The organism is Salinicoccus sp. Marseille-QA3875, from assembly GCF_054950095.1.
In genome coordinates this window covers 1,406,251-1,422,808 of the sequence record NZ_CM143103.1, presented here as the reverse complement: position 1 = coordinate 1,422,808, position 16,558 = coordinate 1,406,251, and the positions used below count along the sequence as shown (strand labels likewise).

The window sequence follows — 16,558 nt, the reverse complement described above, 5'->3', positions numbered from 1 at the left end:
TTCCAATTTGAAGGGGTGCTGAATTATGGAAAAATATAAACATAAACGTGAATATTTTGATGAAATGGATGAAATAAAGTCCCCGATGGGAAAAGTGATCGGACTCGCAATATTAGTTCATGTGGTTGCACTGGTATATGTTTATTTATGGCAGGTCATTTTAACAATTTAGGTAAACAAAGGAGGAAATTATGGCTTTAACTATATTTGTTATTTACTTCGGTGGGCTGTTGATTGCTGGTCCTTTAGCAGCAAGACTGATGAAAAAGAAAGATTCCAGTGATTATATCCTTGCTGGCCGTCAAGTGCCGACATGGCTCGTGACGGGTGGTATTGTCGCCACTTTGATCAACTCGGCAACATTGCTCGGGTATGGCGGCAGCGGTTATTCACTTGGTATTACAGCATATTTTTCCTCTATGGGATTTGTGGCTATACTGATCTGGATTGGCTACTATTTCATACCGAAACTGCGGAGAACAGGTATTGTCACTATACCTGAACTATTCTCAAGAATGTTCGGCTGGCAGCATAAAGTCACCTCTGTCCTTCTGGTCATGGCGAGGGACATGGGGGTAACTGCCGGTGCAGCGATTGGAATGGCAGTTGTTTTAGGCTCTGTTTTTGATATTTCAATTGATTTGGCACTGGTGATCACTGTATTTGTCACCCTGTTCTTCACTGTAACCGGCGGCATGTGGGCAGTTATGATCACAGATGCGATACAATCGGTGATTTTATTAGTCGGGACGACAATTTTGATACCTCTTGCTATCGCTTACGTCGGCGGTTGGGATACTTTGTTGAACGCCATTCCTGAAACACATAGCGATATGTGGTTTGCAGGCGGGCCGCAAATAGTTGGATGGGTATTATTAGGTGCACTGACCACCATCGCTTATCAAACGTTAATTCAACGCGGCTTGTCAGCTGAATCAGATAAAGCTGCTAAAGATGGTTTCCTTTACGCAGGAATTATTACCATCATCTGGTATATGGTGCCGTTCTTCATCGGGGTCATTGCACTCGTCATTTTTCCTGATATTACTCCTGATGATGCTTACTTAAGTGTTACAAGATTATTTGGTACGCTGGGAAGTTTATTGTTTGCAGTAATTATTGTATCGTCATGCATCTCGACATTATCTTCAACAGTGTTGACTACAGCATCGAATATTTCAAATGATATATACAAACAGTGGATTCACAGAGATGCTTCAGAAAAGAGTGTCGTACTGGTATCCCGAATTTCTGTTGTAGTGGTTGCCATAACAGGGGCGTTAATTGCAAGATCGTTACCTTATATTTTAGAGCTTTTACTTACAGGCGGACGTATAATGGCTTCATCATTATCACCGGTTCTGCTCGCGATTGTTTTCTGGAAACGTGCCAGAAGGGCTTATTACAGTACTATATCAGCAATGATACTCGGCGCTCTGACAACGATAACACTGGTCGTTATAGGAGAGCAGCTGGGGACGGATGACGGTGCTGTTGTTTTCGTCTGGGCGGTCGACCCGGTACTTGTCGGCATCCCCGTTACTGTACTTACGCTCATAATCGGCACTTTCATTGAAACCAGGGGTTGGAAAGATTCAAAAAAAGCAACTGTAAATGAATAACATTAAAAAAGCAAACCTGCTTTGACAGCAGGTTTGCTTTTTTGATTTCTATTAATAATCTCCCAAATACTCTTCTATTTCCCAAGGTGTGATCTGTGCACTGTAATCTCTCCATTCAAGCATCTTGTTTTCAACAAAATGCTCATAAATATGCTCACCGAGGGCATCCTTTACTACATCATCTTCTCTCATCGCTTTCAGTGCAGTGTAAAGGGTAGTTGGCAAATCTTCCACATCTTCAGCTTTACGCTCTTTTTGAGTCATCTCATAAATATTTTCATTAACAGGTGTTGTCAAGTCTGTTTTGTTTTTAATACCGTCGAGCCCTGCTGCTAAAATGACTGCTGTTGCCATGTAGGGATTCGCAGAAGGATCCAGTGATCTGACTTCAGCACGGGTGCCTGCACCACGGCTTGATGGAATTCTAAGGAGCGGTGTTCTGTTACGGCCGCTCCATGCAATATATCTCGGTGCTTCAAATCCTGATGCCAGTCTTTTATAGGAGTTGACCAAAGGATTGCAGACTGCTGTATAAGCTCTCGCATGGTCTAATAACCCTGCCATGAAATATCTCATCTCTTCACTTAAACCAAAGTCATCATTACCATCAAAGAAAACATTTTTCCCTTCTCTGAATAAAGAAACATTATAATGCATACCGCTTCCCGGCTGCTTATATAATGGTTTTGGCATAAATGTTACGTGAAGCCCATATTTTCTTGCAATAGTTTTAGCGACAAGTTTGAAAGTTTGAATCGCATCACTCGCTGTCAATGCATCCATATACTTAAAACTGATTTCATGCTGTCCCGGACCGATTTCATGATGGAACATTTCCACCTCAAAATTCATCTTATCCAATGTTCTTGCTATCTCACGACGGCATTGACCGCTTGTGTCGGTGATGTCTAAATCGAAGTATCCGCTGTAGTCATTTGGTTCGGTTGTATAGTTACGGTCTTTATCCAATTTAAATAAGAAAAATTCAGGTTCGGGTCCCAGATTCATCTCCTCATACCCAAGTTCACGCATCTCTTTGATAATTCTTTTCAAGTTGGTTCTTGGATCCCCGATAAATGGCTCACCGTTAATATCATAAATGTCGCAGATTAAACGTGCAGTTTTGTCCTCGCCTTCTGTCCAAGGCAGCACCACCCAAGTATTCAAATCAGGTTTTAAATACATATCAGATTCTTCAACCCGTACAAATCCTTCAATAGAGGAACCGTCGAACATCATTTCCCCCTCTATTGCTTTTTCCAATTGACTCACTGGTATTTCCAAATTTTTAATTGCACCCAGCACATCTGTAAACTGAAGTCTGATATACTGCACGCCACTTTCTTTAACACTTGTAAGAATATCCTCTTTTGAATATTCAGCCATTTAATAACACACGCTCCTTATGATTCTTTAATATTTTAGACATACTTGTTTCTGTAATATTTATCCCTGTATACTAGTATAGCCTCTCAGCAGACAGTTAAACGTATATTACAAAATCTTTTTCATTTAGAGGAATTTCGTCATTTCATCTCATTTTTTATTCCGTTATATCCTTTTTCGACATTGATTACGTTGTCATAGCCATGACCTTTTAATACGCTGGCGGCTATCGCTGAGCGCACACCTGACTGGCAGTGTACATAAATCTCCTCATTTTTATCGAACGGTACTTCTTTACCGTCGGATGTCAACTGTCCGAAATGTAAATGTTTCGCATTGTTTAAATTACTTTCTTGATATTCTGACTTTGAACGGACATCAAGTATATTTTTATTTTCGTAATCAACTGTCATTTCAGCAGGTGAGATGTTTTCATAAGATGCATCTGCATATTGACCTACCTTATCCTCGGGCACAATCAGTTCTATATCATCAAATCCTATGGAAGCAGAATCTTTTTGCAGCATCTCGCTTTTTTCCGGATCTGCAATCAAAGTCATTGGTCGTTTGTAATCCACATACCATCCGGCAAACTGCAGAAATTTATCATTCAAAGGGATATTGATCGATCCTTTTTTAAATCCCTCAGCAAATGCTTCCTTGCTTCTTAAGTCAAATATTTGGCCGGCCAGCTCCTCAGGGGTACCGACCCTCACTTCTTTCAACTTAAACTCAGGTAATCCTTCTTTGTTCACTTTTTTCATGTGGGCAAAGTGTGTCGGCGGTTCAGTCTGGTCGCTTACCAATTCCTTGATAAATTCTTCTTCGTGATCTGTTTTTAAAGCCCAGTTATTCTGGCGTTCATAACCTAACGTGGATAATGGTACAGCACCTAAAGCTTTCCCGCATGGGCTGCCGGCACCGTGACCCGGCCAAATTTGAAGAAAATCCGGATAATCTTTCAGTTTCTTTAATGATTGAAACATCTCCTTTGCCCCAAGCCCAGTCGTACCTTCCATCTTAGCCGCTTCTTCCAGCAGATCTGGACGTCCGATATCACCGACAAATAAGAAATCGCCGGTGAACATTCCCATGGGTTCAGTACTTCCGCCACCGTGGTCTGTAAGGATAAATGTGATACTTTCCGGCGTGTGCCCCGGCGTATGCATCACTCTAAGTTCAACATTTCCCACATTGATCGTATCACCATCTTTAAGGAAGACCGTATCTTCCGGCATGTTTTCGTACTTCCAGTTTTCATCACCTTCATCGGAGACAAATAATTGAGAACCAAACTTCCTATTAGCATCTCTTAAACCAGATGCAAAATCTGCATGTATATGCGTCTCTGTTGCAGAGGTAATATTATAACCCTGCTTGTCGGCTGCTGCTTCATACTCATCCAGAATACGGCTCGGGTCGATGATAATTGCATCTTTAGTTTTCTGACAGGCTACCATATACGATGTTTGTGATAACTTTTCATCATAAAATTGTTTAAAGAACATATTTATCCACCTCTGTAATTATTATTTTCATGCAAACAGATCATTATCCTTACTTTATTTATAAAATAAGATTGAAAGGAATATCCTGACCCGCACTCTGTGAAATGTACTTTATTAATATAAATTTCACAGTTTCTCCTTTATGTTTACCATTAAACGTTTCATGCCCACTGTAATTCAGATATAATGATATTTAACCTGAATTGTTTTATAGGAGGATTTATATGTCTAATGAAATATCTTCTCTAATTACTGAAACTCCGGAAGAGGGGTATCAGCTCGCTGTACAGCTCTCCAGAAAAGCGATATCCACGATTTTACCTGATTTGGAAACCCGTAAAAAAATGTACCCGGATTATATAGGAGATGCAACAAATTTAACACATGCATCCGAAGTGATAGCGATACATTTCCAAACAATTTCCCAGGCAAATGACTTTTGGAAAGATAAATAGTGTAAGCTGAGACAGATCATTAAAATATGGTTTGTCTTTAAATTATGCGGAAATTTCATATGGAGGTGAAAAGAATGACTGATTCAGACAGTGGATTAAATCCCCGGCTTAAATGGCTGATTGGTGTGGGCATTACATTTATCATGGCGATTGTGGGATACATCGTTGCTCTATTTCCCGGGTTCTATCTCATCGGACCTCTAGGCAGTGCGATTATTGTCGCAATCGTATACCGGCAGATTTTTGGTTTTCCATATACATATAACAGCGGTATAACTTTTTCATCAAAAAAGCTGTTGCGTGCCGCCATCATTTTATACGGCCTCCGTTTAAACATAAATATCATACTGGGTGAAGGACTCGAATTTCTGATCAAAGATACGATAGTCATCGCTTTTGCTGTCCTGTCAATAATCGGTCTCGCTAAATTATTCAAGGCTGAATTCAAACTTTCACTGCTCCTCGGGGTGGGGACGGGCGTCTGTGGTGCTGCTGCCATTGCCGCTGTGGCACCCATCATAAAAGCGAAAGATGAAGATACCGGAATCAGTGTCGGCATCATTGCACTCATCGGTACAATATTTTCAATCGGATATATATTGATACGTCCGGTACTGGACATTTCCAATAATGACTACGGTGCATGGACGGGAATGAGTCTGCACGAACTTGCCCATGTTGCACTTGCTGCCGAGCCTGCAGGGAACAATGCTCTGGCCATTGCTCTTCTTGCAAAGCTCGGACGTGTCCTATTGTTGATTCCATTATGTTTTATCATTGTATATTTTGTCAGGCGGCATCAGAAAAAGTCGGCTGCCGGTGAAATCAAAGTACAGTTCCCGTGGTTCCTGCTGGGCTTCGTCTTTATGAGTTTGATAAATACATATATAATCGGCCCCGTGATTTTCATACCTGAAACAGTGATTGAGCGAATATATGATTTGTCAACGTTCTTACTGACCATGGCCATGGTAGGACTTGGACTGAACGTCAGCCTGAAGGATGTGCGTACTAAAGCATTCAGGCCATTGATGGCTATGATCATCGTTTCTGTCGGATTATCCATCCTTACTTTCTTAATGATTTAGAAAAAAGCTGAAATCCTTTGAGGATTTTCAGCTCTTTTTATGTCATCGTAATATCTTTATCAACAATCAGTCTGCCGACTTCTTTTAAGTTTTCAGCATTTTTCCGATCGACGTTGGAACCGAATATGACAGTCAGAGTTTCAACAAGTGAAATGGCAGGAACAAGTGAATAATGATCTTCAGAACGTGCGAGTTTTAAAACATGTTTAGCATATGGAATCATTGAATTGTCGGCACTGTCGGTTATCAGAATCACATCAATATTCTTTTCGGCACAATATTTTGCGACTTCATATGTCATTTTGGTAAAAGGGGACAGAGCAATGAGAATGATAACTTCCTGATCAGATATATGATACAGACGGTCGAATATGAAATGCGGTTCATAGCTCAATTGCTGACACACGGGGTTGAATTCATTAATCGAGTTCTCAAGATACAATGCGACAGATCTAGAGGTTCTGAGACCGAACACGTTGATTCTTTCAGCTTCTGTCATCCGTTTAACGGCTGCTTCAATATTTGTTTCCAAATCTTTAGTCATCGTGTAGTGCTGCAGTTGATTAATCTTGTCCCAAGTCCTTTTTATATTATTGTCCGTATGCCGGTCGGTTTCTTTATCGTTGTCCTCAAAATTCCACCACTTTGGCGTCTGGCTGTCGATGACCACCAGATGTATATCCTTTTTAAAATCATTTAAATTATCGTACCCGAACTGCTTTATAGTTCTGAGTATCGTTGTTGTACCAACGCCTGAATCCTGAGACATCTTTCCAATGGGCTTTATTCCGATTTGACGGTAGTTCTCCAGTATGTAGTCACTGAATTCTTTCTGCTTTTTAGGCAGATCATCTTTTTTATTAATAATCTTTTGCAGTAAATCTGTATTAGTCACTCAATCACTCCTGAATATTAAAAAGGAATTAATATTCCTTTTATAAATTTAATCGGTTGTTTTATTCCTAAGATGGTGTTATATTGATTGAAACCTGATTAAGGGGCCAATCGTCGCAATTGTGTAAGCGGTTTTAATTATTTTAACATTTATATTATATGGAGGCAGAAAAATGACAGAGAAAGTCGAACTTCTTTTTTTAAAGGAAGAGGACATGATTGAAGCTGGTGTACTCGATATGGCATCCTGCGTGAACGTGATGGAGGAAATGTTTGAACTGATGGGCAGGGAGGATTACATTCTCGGCGGACCGAATCGCAACGAGCATGGTTTGATGCTGTGGTTCAATGAACAGGAACCGCATAAGAATATGCCGGTCGCCGGTCCGGACAGGCGGTTCATGTCGCTGATTTCTTATTTGGGCGGCCGTTTCAATGTGATGGGTAACAAATGGTACGGTTCAAATATTGAAAATCAGAAAAGAAGTCTTCCAAGATCCATTCACACTTTCACTTTAAACGATAAAGAGACCGGTGCGCCATTATCAATTATGGCCGGCAACCTGGTCAGTTCAATGAGAACAGGTGCCATCCCGGGTGTGGTCGCAAAATATCTGGCTAAAAAAGATTCAAAAGTTATCGGCGCTGTCGGCGGCGGGGCAATTAACCAGTCCTGCATCGATGCGATCAATACGACAATCAATTCAGTGGAAAAGATTATTTTATTTGATATAAATGAAGAAAAAGGTAAAGTGATCGCTGAAAAAATAAAAGAAAAAACAGGCAGGCCTGTCGAAGTCGTTACAGACATTGAGAGCTGTATCAGCGAGGCTGATATTTTAACAGTCGCAACTTCCGGTGCAGTAAAACCGGTCATCGATGATAAATTATTGAAGCCCGGCGCATTAGTGTTACTGACAGGCGCTGCAGATTTAAGTGAAGAGGCTTATAATGACAATCGTATCGTCGCAGACTTATGGAGCATGCATAAGTCATGGATGACTGACGGCATCGAACATCCCGATGGTATCGACAGCATCCGCTCATGGGCGATGTCAGGTCAGCTGCTGGATTTAGTCCAGCAAGGTGAATATGACCCGGCTAAAGTCGATGATATCGGAGATATCGTCACGGGCAAGAGTCCAGGCAGACAATCCGAGGAGGAAATCATCATCACTGTCATGGGCGGTCTGCCTACTGCAGATATCGCTTGGGGCTGGCAGGTTTACGAAAATGCCATGAAGAAAGATTTAGGCATCAAACTGCCTTTGTGGGAACAGTCACATTTGGTGTAATTAAAGGAAAAAGCGGCTGAAAACCTTGAGGTTTTCAGCCGCTTTTTTGTATTGTAAATACTTTTTCGATTTGTACCATGATTCTGATGCACTCACATTGATTTCGAGATCAAATTTCGATTACAACCTGGATTCCGGCACCTTCAAATCGATTTCAGAAAAATAATTCACAATTTAAACTTATCATTATTAATATCTGTAATGAACATATGCCCCGGCAGATGGGTGATCATGACATCCGGTTTTGCATTTAATGCAACGTTCTGCGGTGTTACACCACATGCCCAAAAGACGGGAACTTCGTCTTCATCAATATCGATTGCCTCTCCGTAGTCGGGCTGTTCCATATTGGCAATACCGATGTCTGCAGGGCTTCCGACATGAACGGGTCCGCCGTGCATATCCGGGAACTGTTCGGTAATCTCTTTTACTTTATCCACTTCGTCCTTTTTAAACGGTCTCATCGAGACCACAGACTGTCCGTGAAAGTCACCGGCGGACTCGGCATCAATATTGGTCTTATACATCGCCACATTCTTTTTTTCTTTAATGTGCTTGATATCGATACCGCCATCCATAATGGCCTGCTCGAAAGTAAAGCTGCATCCGATCAGAAATGTAACAAAATCATCCTGCCAGTAGGACGCCACTTCATCCACCGTCTCTATCAGTTCTCCAGATCTGTAAATATTATATTTTGGAATGTCGGTTCTGATATCAGAGTCCTTCGCATAATGGCTTTCATACTGTCCGTCTTCGAGCACTTCTATAATAGGAATCGCTTTTTTATTTCTAAGTGCAAACAACAGAAAATCAAATGCGTATTTCCTGGGTAATATCACTAGGTTCGTCTGCACTTTATCTCCGGCTAGGCCTGATGTCGTCCCTTGATGCTCTCCGCTTCTTATACGTTTTCTAATAGTGACTGCATCCATTCTATCCACCTCTTTCAATTAACCTGTCCATAAATCAGCCAGTCCGCCAAGTGACAGAATACCGATGATTGCGGTTGCAATTACCGCGATGACGCCCCAGATGATCATCCATGCAGGGTGGCGGTAGTCGCCGACGAGTTTTTTCTTCCTTGAGGCAAGTAACACCGCGCCGAGTGTCAATGGAAGAATCAGCCCGTTGAATGCACCGGCAAGGATCAACAGCGTCACCGGCTGTCCGACAAATGTGAATACTAATGTTGAAAACACAATAAACACAACAATGACCACGTTATTATATTTTTCAAAAATATTGTGGAACGATCTTAAGAATGATGCACTTGTATAAGCTGCACCGATTACTGATGACAGTGCAGCTGCTAGCAGCACCACACCGAATACCTGCATTCCGATGTCGCCTAATGCAAACTGGAACACTGAGGCAGGGGGGTTCTCTTCACTTAATACCGCACCCTGAGCAAGTACACCAAGGACTGCAAGGAATAAAAGCACTCTCATAATACCGGTCGTTAAAATACCATAGTTCGCTGCATGACTCACAAAGCGTATATTTTCTTTGCCTGTCATACCCGCTTCAATCAATCTGTGTGCGCCTGCAAATGTAATATAACCACCGACGGTACCTCCGACTATGGTTACAATCGGTACAAACATTCCAATCGGGTCTTCCGGTACAAAAGTTCTGAACGCCGCTTCCCCGTATGGGGGATTAGACTGGATCATGACAAATGCAGTAATTCCGATCATGAGGATACCTAAAACTTGTGTCACTACGTCCATCACAGCACGGCCGTTCTTCACAAGGAATATAAATATCGCAAATGCACCGGCAATCGCTGCACCGATTCGGACATCCAGGCCGAATATTGCATTAAAACCGAGCCCGGCACCGGCAACGTTACCGATATTGAATGCCAGCCCGCCTAAAACGATGAAGAATGCAACGACGTAACCTAAGCCCGGTGCCACTTCATTCGCCACTTCCTGACCCCGCTTGCCCGAAACACTGAGCACTCTCCATATATTCAGCTGTGCACCGATATCAATGATGATCGATACGACAATCGCAAATGCGAAACTTGCCAAAAACTGTTCTGTAAACACTGTTGTCTGGGTAAGAAACGCAGGGCCGATTGCGGAAGTCGCCATTAGAAAGACTGAGCCAAAGAGCAATCGCCGCTGCGCCGGTGTGATTTTCGGTTTTTCTTTATCCATTGTTTTCCCCCCCATATGAAGTGATATTTACATCGTTTCTATTTTAATATCATTTTCTTCAAACGCTTTACGTATTTCTTTAATAAAATCCAGCGCTTTTTCCCCGTCTCCGTGAACGCAGATGCTGTCAGCCTGAATATCTATCAAATTGCCGTCAATGCTTTCCACCTTGTTTTCTTTGATCATTTTAACGACTCTTTTCACTGCCTGAGCCGTGTCTGTAATCATCGCACCTTCTTTTCTTCTGGAAACCAGTGTGCCGTCATCTTCATAAGCCCGGTCGGCAAAGACCTCATGCCGTACTTCAAGCCCTGCCTCCTTGCCTGCTTTGACCAGGTTTTGATTGCTCAGTCCCATTAATTTCAACTTTGGATTGTACTCTTTCACGGCGTTTGCGATTGCCAGTGACAATTCATAATCCGTGAATGTCGCGTTATACAATGCTCCGTGCGGTTTGACATGGTTAAGTTCCGCACCGTATGTCTTGGCGATGCCGTCCAAAGCCCCGAGCTGATACAGCATGATCGCCCTGACTTCTTTCATGGTCAAGTCCATAAAACGTCTGCCGAAACCCATCATATCCGGGAATCCCGGGTGGGCGCCAAGGCCTGTGCTGCCGCTTTCTTTAATCATTTCAACTGTTTTTATCATGACGCTCGGGTCACTGGCGTGAAAACCGCAGGCCACATTCGCTGATGATATTAAAGGAATGATTTCATCATCGTTTCCAATCGTATAATTGCCGAAGCTCTCTCCTAAATCTGCATTCAAATCTACTGTATGCATCATTATCCTCCTAGTCCTCAATGATTTTATTGCGCGCTAAAAACTTGATATCCACTATATTATTAATGTAATTCGGATGCTGCATAAGATAATACTGAAAATCGAGGTTTGTTTTAAGCGGACCGATGACCGTTTCATCCAACACCTGCGTCATCTTAATGATCGCTTCCTGCCTGTCTGTGCCGCTGACAATCACTTTGGCAATCATTGAATCATAGTTTGGCGGGATTTTATAACCCGGATATACCGCAGTATCTACACGGACATTGCGCCCCAGGGAAAAATGCAGCAGTTCAATCTGGCCGGGCGCAGGCTGGAAATTCTTTTCAGGGTCTTCTGCATTAATCCGGGTTTCAATTGCAAAACCGTCAATGTTGATATCTTCCTGAGTAATATTCAATTCATTGAACAGTGCCACTTCCACCTGCAGCCGGACGATGTCCACTCCTGTGATTTCCTCAGTGACCGTATGTTCAACCTGCACCCGGGTGTTCATCTCGATGAAATAAAACTTATCTTCCTCTTCGATATACAGATATTCAACTGTGCCGGCTCCGCCGTAATTAAGCTCTGCAATGGCATCCCGTGTCGTTTCAGTGATAAATGCCCTGGAATCGGAAGATAATATATGGGCCGGTGCTTCTTCAATCAGCTTCTGGTTATTCCTCTGGATTGAGCAGTCTCTTTCATATAGGTGAACTGCGCCACCCTTACCGTCGCCGACGACCTGCACTTCAATATGTCTCGCTCTGGGAATGTACTTCTCGACATAAATCCGGTCATCATCAAATGCGTTCTTCGCTTCTTTTTTTGCTTCCTTGTAACTTTTTTCGAGAGATTCTTCGTCATGGACAAAGCGCATCCCTTTACCGCCGCCGCCGGAGACGGCTTTGATCACTATAGGATAACCGATGGCTTCAATCACTTCTTTCATTTCATCCAGGCTGTCGATTACGCCCTCACTTCCTGGAATTACCGGCACGCCGGCTTCTTTCATCGTACTGCGGGCTTCAGCCTTGTCTCCCATCTTTTTCATGATCTCTGAAGTGGGGCCGATGAAAATAATATCGTTATCCTCACAGCGCTTCGCAAAATCGGGCGTTTCCGATAAAAATCCATACCCGGGGTGGATGGCATCTGCACTGCTGATTTTTGCGGCGGCGAGTATACGGTTGATGTTCAAGTAACTCTCATTACTTTTAGCCGGCCCGATACAATAAGCTTCATCAGCGAGTGAGACGTGAAGACTGTCTTTATCCGCAGTGGAATAAACAGCGACACTTCTTATGTTCATTTCCCTTAACGTCCGTATGATCCTTACGGCTATTTCGCCGCGGTTTGCAATCAGAACCTTCTTCATATCATTCACCCTCTTTGCGGACGGTCATCAGCACCTGGTCATACTCAACCGAGTCACCATTTGCTGCAAAAATCTCTTCGATGACACCTGAATAGTCGGAATTGACATCGTTGAATACTTTCATTGCTTCAATGATACCGACTTGATCACCTTTTTTAACACTGTCACCTGTGTTCACAAAATTCTCCTCTGAACCTTCTTCTTTTTGAAGATAGAATGTACCGACCTGAGGTGCTTTGATTTCCAGCAGACCGGAGTCTTCTGAGTCAGCTTCATTTTCTCTTTGGCCGCCTTCGGTACTCGGCGCAGATGTTTGGACCACACTTTCTTTTTCAATGTGAATCTTCATGCTTTCTTCTTCAATCTTCAGTTTTGTGAGCTCTTCATCTTTGAATAATTTTATAAGCTCTTTCACTTTATTAATATCCATCGCTATACCCCCATCAGTTTTGATATTTTTAATGAAGTTTGACGCCTGATTGAAGTGAAGCCGGTCACTGGCTCAAAATACTCATCAGCGTCAATCCTTCGTAGCTCTTCTTTATAGAGCTCTGTTGCATCATCTACATCAATCTTTTTAAACCTGAGTTTTTCGCCGTGTGATTTTTGTACGAGTTTGGGAATGTCGGCAAGAGCTACAGTCGCGATACGCACGTAGCCGCCGGCAGTCTGTCTGTCATTAAGTAAAATGATGGGCTGTCCATTTTTAGGCACCTGGATACTGCCAAGCTGGGTGGGTTCGCTGAGCACATCATGCCCTGCATCAGTTTGCAGCTCAGCTCCGTTTAAACGGATTCCCATGCGGTCACTGTCTTTTGTAATTGTATATTCTGAGTTGAATAGTTTCTCCTGCACCTCTTCCTCAAAGCGGTCGTATTGCTGTCCCGGTATAATATGAATATCATCATCGCTTTCAAATGATTTGATTTTTTTGAGCTTATTTGTAAAATCACCGCCGGCCGATTTTAAAACATCTCCACTTTTTAAAGTGCGGCCTTTAAAACCGCCGATGCCGCTTCTCGTATGAGTCGATCTGCTGCCCAGTATCTCCGGGACATCAAACCCGCCTGAAACCGCCAGATATGTTCTTGATCCATCTTCACACTTGCCTATCTTTAAGGTTTCACCTTTCATCACTTTAATTGCAGTGCCGTGATCATAAGTATTACCGCCGATTGTTATCGCTGCTTTGGCACCCGATGTTGAAATGACAGTATCTTTCCCGGCTTCCAGTGCAACACCCTGCAATGTCATCTCGAGCACCGCTGCATTATCTTCATTTCCAAGAAGACGGTTGGCCAATTTATGGGCTCTGTAATCCAACACTCCTGAAGGGGAGAATCCAAAGGCCTGATAAGAAAAACGGCCCGCATCCTGGATTGTCGAAAACAGCCCTGGATCTAACACTTTAAAAGTCATTATTCCGCCTCCCTGGTCGTAATTTTCACTTCATAGTCATTATTGTCCACTTGCTTTTTGAGCTGTTCATACTCTTCTTCATCAATGGACTTATAGATGATTCTGTCGCCTGCTTCATATAAAATTTGCGGTTCCCTTTTTTCATCAAATAAAGGTATCGGGGTGCGGCCGAGAAGATTCCAGCCGCCCGGTGACGTAAACGGATACATGCCTGTCTGCTTTCCGCCTATCCCGACTGAACCAGCAGGTATGCTTGTTCTTGGGTTATCGAGACGTGCCTTGAATAACTTCTCATCCAGACCGCCCAGATACGGAAAACCCGGCATGAATCCAAGCATATAGACTAAATATTCCGTATCGCTGTGAAGTTCAATGACTTCTTCCGGAGATAATCCATTGTCATCAAACCGCTCCAGATCCGGACCATATTCCCCGCCGTAACAGACTGGAATTTCGACCAGTTTATATTCAAAAGACTGCGCTTCCAATCTGTCCAGATTGATTCCCTCTAAAGTACTTTCAACATCTTTACCGGTTGTTTTAAAGATGTCATAGTAAATAATTAAACTGGTATAGGATATGACTATTTCCGTTACTCCGGCAATCTTCATTTTCTCCAATTCATTTTTCAAATGTACCAGCTTTTTATTTGTAGCTTCACTGATTTCATCCCCAAGATAAACGGTTACAGAATTCTCGGAGTACCTTTTTATATCCACTGGTTTCCTCCTTTTTGAAGACCTTTTTATAGCGTCCTAATTCTATCACACTATTCTGTATATTATAAATATGCGTTGAAAATTCAGGGCAAATTTAAAGGGACTTGTTCTGTGAGAACAGTCCCTTTAAATTTTCAACTGCATCACCTTACTCGTAACTGCGAGTATCGGTATTTCAATCAACGGACCGATGATCAGCGCCAGTGTGATAATCGGCATATCATCAAAAACCACCACCGCAATTGCCAGTGCGAGTGGCGAGTTCCTGGCCATAGTCGTCATGACCAGGCTGACTGTATCACGATAGTTGAATTCGAGTATTCTGGCTGCAAAATTGCTGATAAAAAAAGTGATGACAAAAAAGAGTAGTATCGGTATCAGTATTATTTGAAGCAAATTTAAATTATTAAAAAGGGTATCTCTTTCAGATGCAAATATGGAGAGTACTGCCATACTCAGGATAATAGGGCTCAGGGATGACAGCCGGCTTAAATATTCCCCTGGAAATATCAGCTTTACAAGTATTGCAAGGCCAAGCGGTATCATCAGCGTCAACATCATCTGGAACACAACATTGAAAGACACCCATTCAAAAACACCGAAAAACAAATATATATAAACAGGCAGTAGAATAATCTGCAGGATGAAGTTTATTGGCAGAATCGTTGTGGATAAAGCCGTATTGCCTTTGGCAATATTCGTAAATATTATATACCAGTCTGTACATGGCGTCACAAGCAGCATGACAAGCCCCAGCCAGAGTACAGGCTGATCTGCTAAAAATATGTACCCTAATAAATATGCCAAAATGGGTGTCCATATGAAATTTATAGCCAGTGATATAAAATTAAATTTATAGTTTTTTATGGATACTGGAATATCTCTGAACGGAACATCAAGAAATATTAAAAATAATAACACCATTAATAATGGGACGACCAATGAGCCGAGTACATCGGATATCATTTCATACTGTCCTATGAAAAGTGCAGTGACCATCATAATTAATATTAAAACAGGAGACAATCGATCTAACACTTTTAATCATCCTTCGTATATAATGACTTAAAATATTACTGTCATGTTATAAAATCATGAAACAGGGAACTTATTTAATACTGATATAAAAGTAAAAAAGAGTAAAGGAGAGTGCTCCCATGGAGACAAATATTTTATATGAGGATGACCATATGCTGGTTGTTGAAAAATCCGCAATTATTCCCTCATATATGGAAGGCACAGAAGGTGAAGAGCTGCTGAAGGCGCTGAAAGAACATATTAAAAAAAGTGACGCAGAGAGTGACGATTTACATCCTGAGGCTGATGAGGTGCTGGAAAGCCCGATAGGCGGCGCAGCTGTATTTGCCAAAACTGCCGAGACTGCTTCTCACTTATCACAAGAGCTTGAAAACAGCAGAGTGAAGAGAATGTACAGAGCAATCGTGCGCGGAAAGATGCCGAGGGCGGAGGATACTTTAACCGACCACCTTCTTAAAAATACAGAAAATAATTTGTTCAGTATCACAGGGGAAGATAATGAAAAAGCGATAAAAGGAGTGCTCCACTATAAAGTCATCGACCGGGATGAAACGAACGATCTGACGCTCATGGAAATCGAAATGGAAAAGGGCTATTCATACCACATCAGAGTGCAGCTTGCCAATGTCGGCAATGTTCTGCACGGTGATACGAACTATGGACAGCACTATAACAAAGTCGGCCAGCCGATTGCGCTCTGGTCATATGAGGTCAATGTAGAACATCCTGATAAAGATGAGACTGTTACTGTAGAATCTACACCACCTGATGAGATTCCATGGAACACTTTCTATTGATCAGAGAGCCGTTTTCTCATTAC

The 16,558-nt window shown here is 42.3% G+C and carries 17 protein-coding genes; 6 read left to right on the top strand and 11 right to left on the bottom strand.

The annotated features are described in order from the left end of the window. The first annotated feature begins 25 nt into the window (after positions 1-25). Entirely contained in the window at positions 26-172 is a 147-nt protein-coding gene (locus tag ACY8DT_RS07240) for a hypothetical protein (protein ID WP_462419664.1), read from the top strand. 19 nt (positions 173-191) lie between these two features. Then, complete coding sequence (locus ACY8DT_RS07235; RefSeq protein ID WP_462419663.1) at positions 192-1,622, top strand: sodium:solute symporter family protein; 1,431 nt, start codon at positions 192-194, stop codon at positions 1,620-1,622. A 51-nt stretch (positions 1,623-1,673) separates the two neighbouring features. Here the strand turns inward: ACY8DT_RS07235 and glnA are convergent, their stop codons facing one another. Further along, a complete protein-coding gene (gene glnA / locus ACY8DT_RS07230) occupies positions 1,674-3,008 on the bottom strand; it encodes a type I glutamate--ammonia ligase (protein WP_462419662.1) in 1,335 nt (444 codons plus the stop codon). Positions 3,009-3,148: 140 nt separating this feature from the next. Continuing rightward, positions 3,149-4,516: an MBL fold metallo-hydrolase gene (locus ACY8DT_RS07225; protein WP_462419661.1), complete on the bottom strand. Its 1,368-nt coding sequence runs from the start codon at positions 4,514-4,516 to the stop codon at positions 3,149-3,151. Positions 4,517-4,740: 224 nt separating this feature from the next. On the opposite strand from ACY8DT_RS07225, the gene ACY8DT_RS07220 reads away from it, so the two are divergent. Beyond that, a complete protein-coding gene (locus ACY8DT_RS07220; protein WP_462419660.1) occupies positions 4,741-4,971 on the top strand; it encodes a hexameric tyrosine-coordinated heme protein in 231 nt (76 codons plus the stop codon). 74 nt (positions 4,972-5,045) lie between these two features. Continuing rightward, positions 5,046-6,059, top strand: a complete 1,014-nt coding sequence (locus tag ACY8DT_RS07215; RefSeq protein WP_462419659.1) for a YeiH family protein — start codon at positions 5,046-5,048, stop codon at positions 6,057-6,059. 37 nt (positions 6,060-6,096) lie between these two features. Here ACY8DT_RS07215 and ACY8DT_RS07210 read toward each other — a convergent pair whose 3' ends face one another. Further along, positions 6,097-6,954, bottom strand: a complete 858-nt coding sequence (locus ACY8DT_RS07210) for a MurR/RpiR family transcriptional regulator (RefSeq protein ID WP_462419658.1) — start codon at positions 6,952-6,954, stop codon at positions 6,097-6,099. Between the two features lie 172 nt (positions 6,955-7,126). On the opposite strand from ACY8DT_RS07210, the gene ACY8DT_RS07205 reads away from it, so the two are divergent. Beyond that, positions 7,127-8,248 (top strand): tyramine oxidase subunit B, encoded by a 1,122-nt coding sequence (locus ACY8DT_RS07205; protein WP_462419657.1) that lies wholly within the window; start codon positions 7,127-7,129, stop codon positions 8,246-8,248. Between the two features lie 167 nt (positions 8,249-8,415). Here ACY8DT_RS07205 and ACY8DT_RS07200 read toward each other — a convergent pair whose 3' ends face one another. From ACY8DT_RS07200 to ACY8DT_RS07165, 8 genes are all read right to left on the bottom strand, one after another. Beyond that, positions 8,416-9,183, bottom strand: coding sequence for a putative hydro-lyase (locus tag ACY8DT_RS07200; RefSeq protein WP_462419656.1), 768 nt, complete (start codon positions 9,181-9,183; stop codon positions 8,416-8,418). An 18-nt stretch (positions 9,184-9,201) separates the two neighbouring features. Next, positions 9,202-10,416, bottom strand: a complete 1,215-nt coding sequence (locus ACY8DT_RS07195) for an NRAMP family divalent metal transporter (RefSeq protein WP_462419655.1) — start codon at positions 10,414-10,416, stop codon at positions 9,202-9,204. A gap of 27 nt (positions 10,417-10,443) precedes the next feature. Then, positions 10,444-11,202 (bottom strand): LamB/YcsF family protein, encoded by a 759-nt coding sequence (locus ACY8DT_RS07190; RefSeq protein ID WP_462419654.1) that lies wholly within the window; start codon positions 11,200-11,202, stop codon positions 10,444-10,446. A gap of 10 nt (positions 11,203-11,212) precedes the next feature. After that, complete coding sequence (accC, locus tag ACY8DT_RS07185; protein WP_462419653.1) at positions 11,213-12,562, bottom strand: acetyl-CoA carboxylase biotin carboxylase subunit; 1,350 nt, start codon at positions 12,560-12,562, stop codon at positions 11,213-11,215. 1 nt (position 12,563) lies between these two features. Then, positions 12,564-12,992 carry an acetyl-CoA carboxylase biotin carboxyl carrier protein gene (locus tag ACY8DT_RS07180; RefSeq protein ID WP_462419652.1) on the bottom strand — a complete coding sequence of 143 codons (429 nt, stop codon included), beginning with the start codon at positions 12,990-12,992 and terminating at the stop codon, positions 12,564-12,566. Between the two features lie 2 nt (positions 12,993-12,994). After that, complete coding sequence (locus ACY8DT_RS07175) at positions 12,995-13,981, bottom strand: 5-oxoprolinase subunit C family protein (RefSeq protein WP_462419651.1); 987 nt, start codon at positions 13,979-13,981, stop codon at positions 12,995-12,997. Next, positions 13,981-14,700, bottom strand: a complete 720-nt coding sequence (gene pxpB / locus ACY8DT_RS07170) for a 5-oxoprolinase subunit PxpB (protein ID WP_462419650.1) — start codon at positions 14,698-14,700, stop codon at positions 13,981-13,983. Before pxpB ends, ACY8DT_RS07175 begins: the two co-directional genes overlap by 1 nt. Positions 14,701-14,826: 126 nt before the next feature. Then, entirely contained in the window at positions 14,827-15,738 is a 912-nt protein-coding gene (locus ACY8DT_RS07165) for an arsenic resistance protein (RefSeq protein ID WP_462419649.1), read from the bottom strand. A 119-nt stretch (positions 15,739-15,857) separates the two neighbouring features. Between ACY8DT_RS07165 and ACY8DT_RS07160 the strand changes: the two genes are divergently transcribed. Then, positions 15,858-16,535 carry a pseudouridine synthase gene (locus ACY8DT_RS07160; protein WP_462419648.1) on the top strand — a complete coding sequence of 226 codons (678 nt, stop codon included), beginning with the start codon at positions 15,858-15,860 and terminating at the stop codon, positions 16,533-16,535. The last annotated feature ends 23 nt before the right edge of the window (positions 16,536-16,558 follow it).

Coding starts and splice junctions, on each gene's coding strand:
- glnA (WP_462419662.1), bottom strand. CDS start 3,008: ATGGCTGAATATTCAAAAGAGGATATTCTTACAAGTGTTAAAGAAAGT.
- ACY8DT_RS07195 (WP_462419655.1), bottom strand. CDS start 10,416: ATGGATAAAGAAAAACCGAAAATCACACCGGCGCAGCGGCGATTGCTC.
- ACY8DT_RS07220 (WP_462419660.1), top strand. CDS start 4,741: ATGTCTAATGAAATATCTTCTCTAATTACTGAAACTCCGGAAGAGGGG.
- ACY8DT_RS07215 (WP_462419659.1), top strand. CDS start 5,046: ATGACTGATTCAGACAGTGGATTAAATCCCCGGCTTAAATGGCTGATT.
- accC (WP_462419653.1), bottom strand. CDS start 12,562: ATGAAGAAGGTTCTGATTGCAAACCGCGGCGAAATAGCCGTAAGGATC.
- ACY8DT_RS07190 (WP_462419654.1), bottom strand. CDS start 11,202: ATGCATACAGTAGATTTGAATGCAGATTTAGGAGAGAGCTTCGGCAAT.
- ACY8DT_RS07235 (WP_462419663.1), top strand. CDS start 192: ATGGCTTTAACTATATTTGTTATTTACTTCGGTGGGCTGTTGATTGCT.
- ACY8DT_RS07240 (WP_462419664.1), top strand. CDS start 26: ATGGAAAAATATAAACATAAACGTGAATATTTTGATGAAATGGATGAA.
- ACY8DT_RS07225 (WP_462419661.1), bottom strand. CDS start 4,516: ATGTTCTTTAAACAATTTTATGATGAAAAGTTATCACAAACATCGTAT.
- ACY8DT_RS07205 (WP_462419657.1), top strand. CDS start 7,127: ATGACAGAGAAAGTCGAACTTCTTTTTTTAAAGGAAGAGGACATGATT.
- ACY8DT_RS07200 (WP_462419656.1), bottom strand. CDS start 9,183: ATGGATGCAGTCACTATTAGAAAACGTATAAGAAGCGGAGAGCATCAA.
- ACY8DT_RS07175 (WP_462419651.1), bottom strand. CDS start 13,981: ATGACTTTTAAAGTGTTAGATCCAGGGCTGTTTTCGACAATCCAGGAT.
- ACY8DT_RS07160 (WP_462419648.1), top strand. CDS start 15,858: ATGGAGACAAATATTTTATATGAGGATGACCATATGCTGGTTGTTGAA.
- ACY8DT_RS07180 (WP_462419652.1), bottom strand. CDS start 12,992: ATGGATATTAATAAAGTGAAAGAGCTTATAAAATTATTCAAAGATGAA.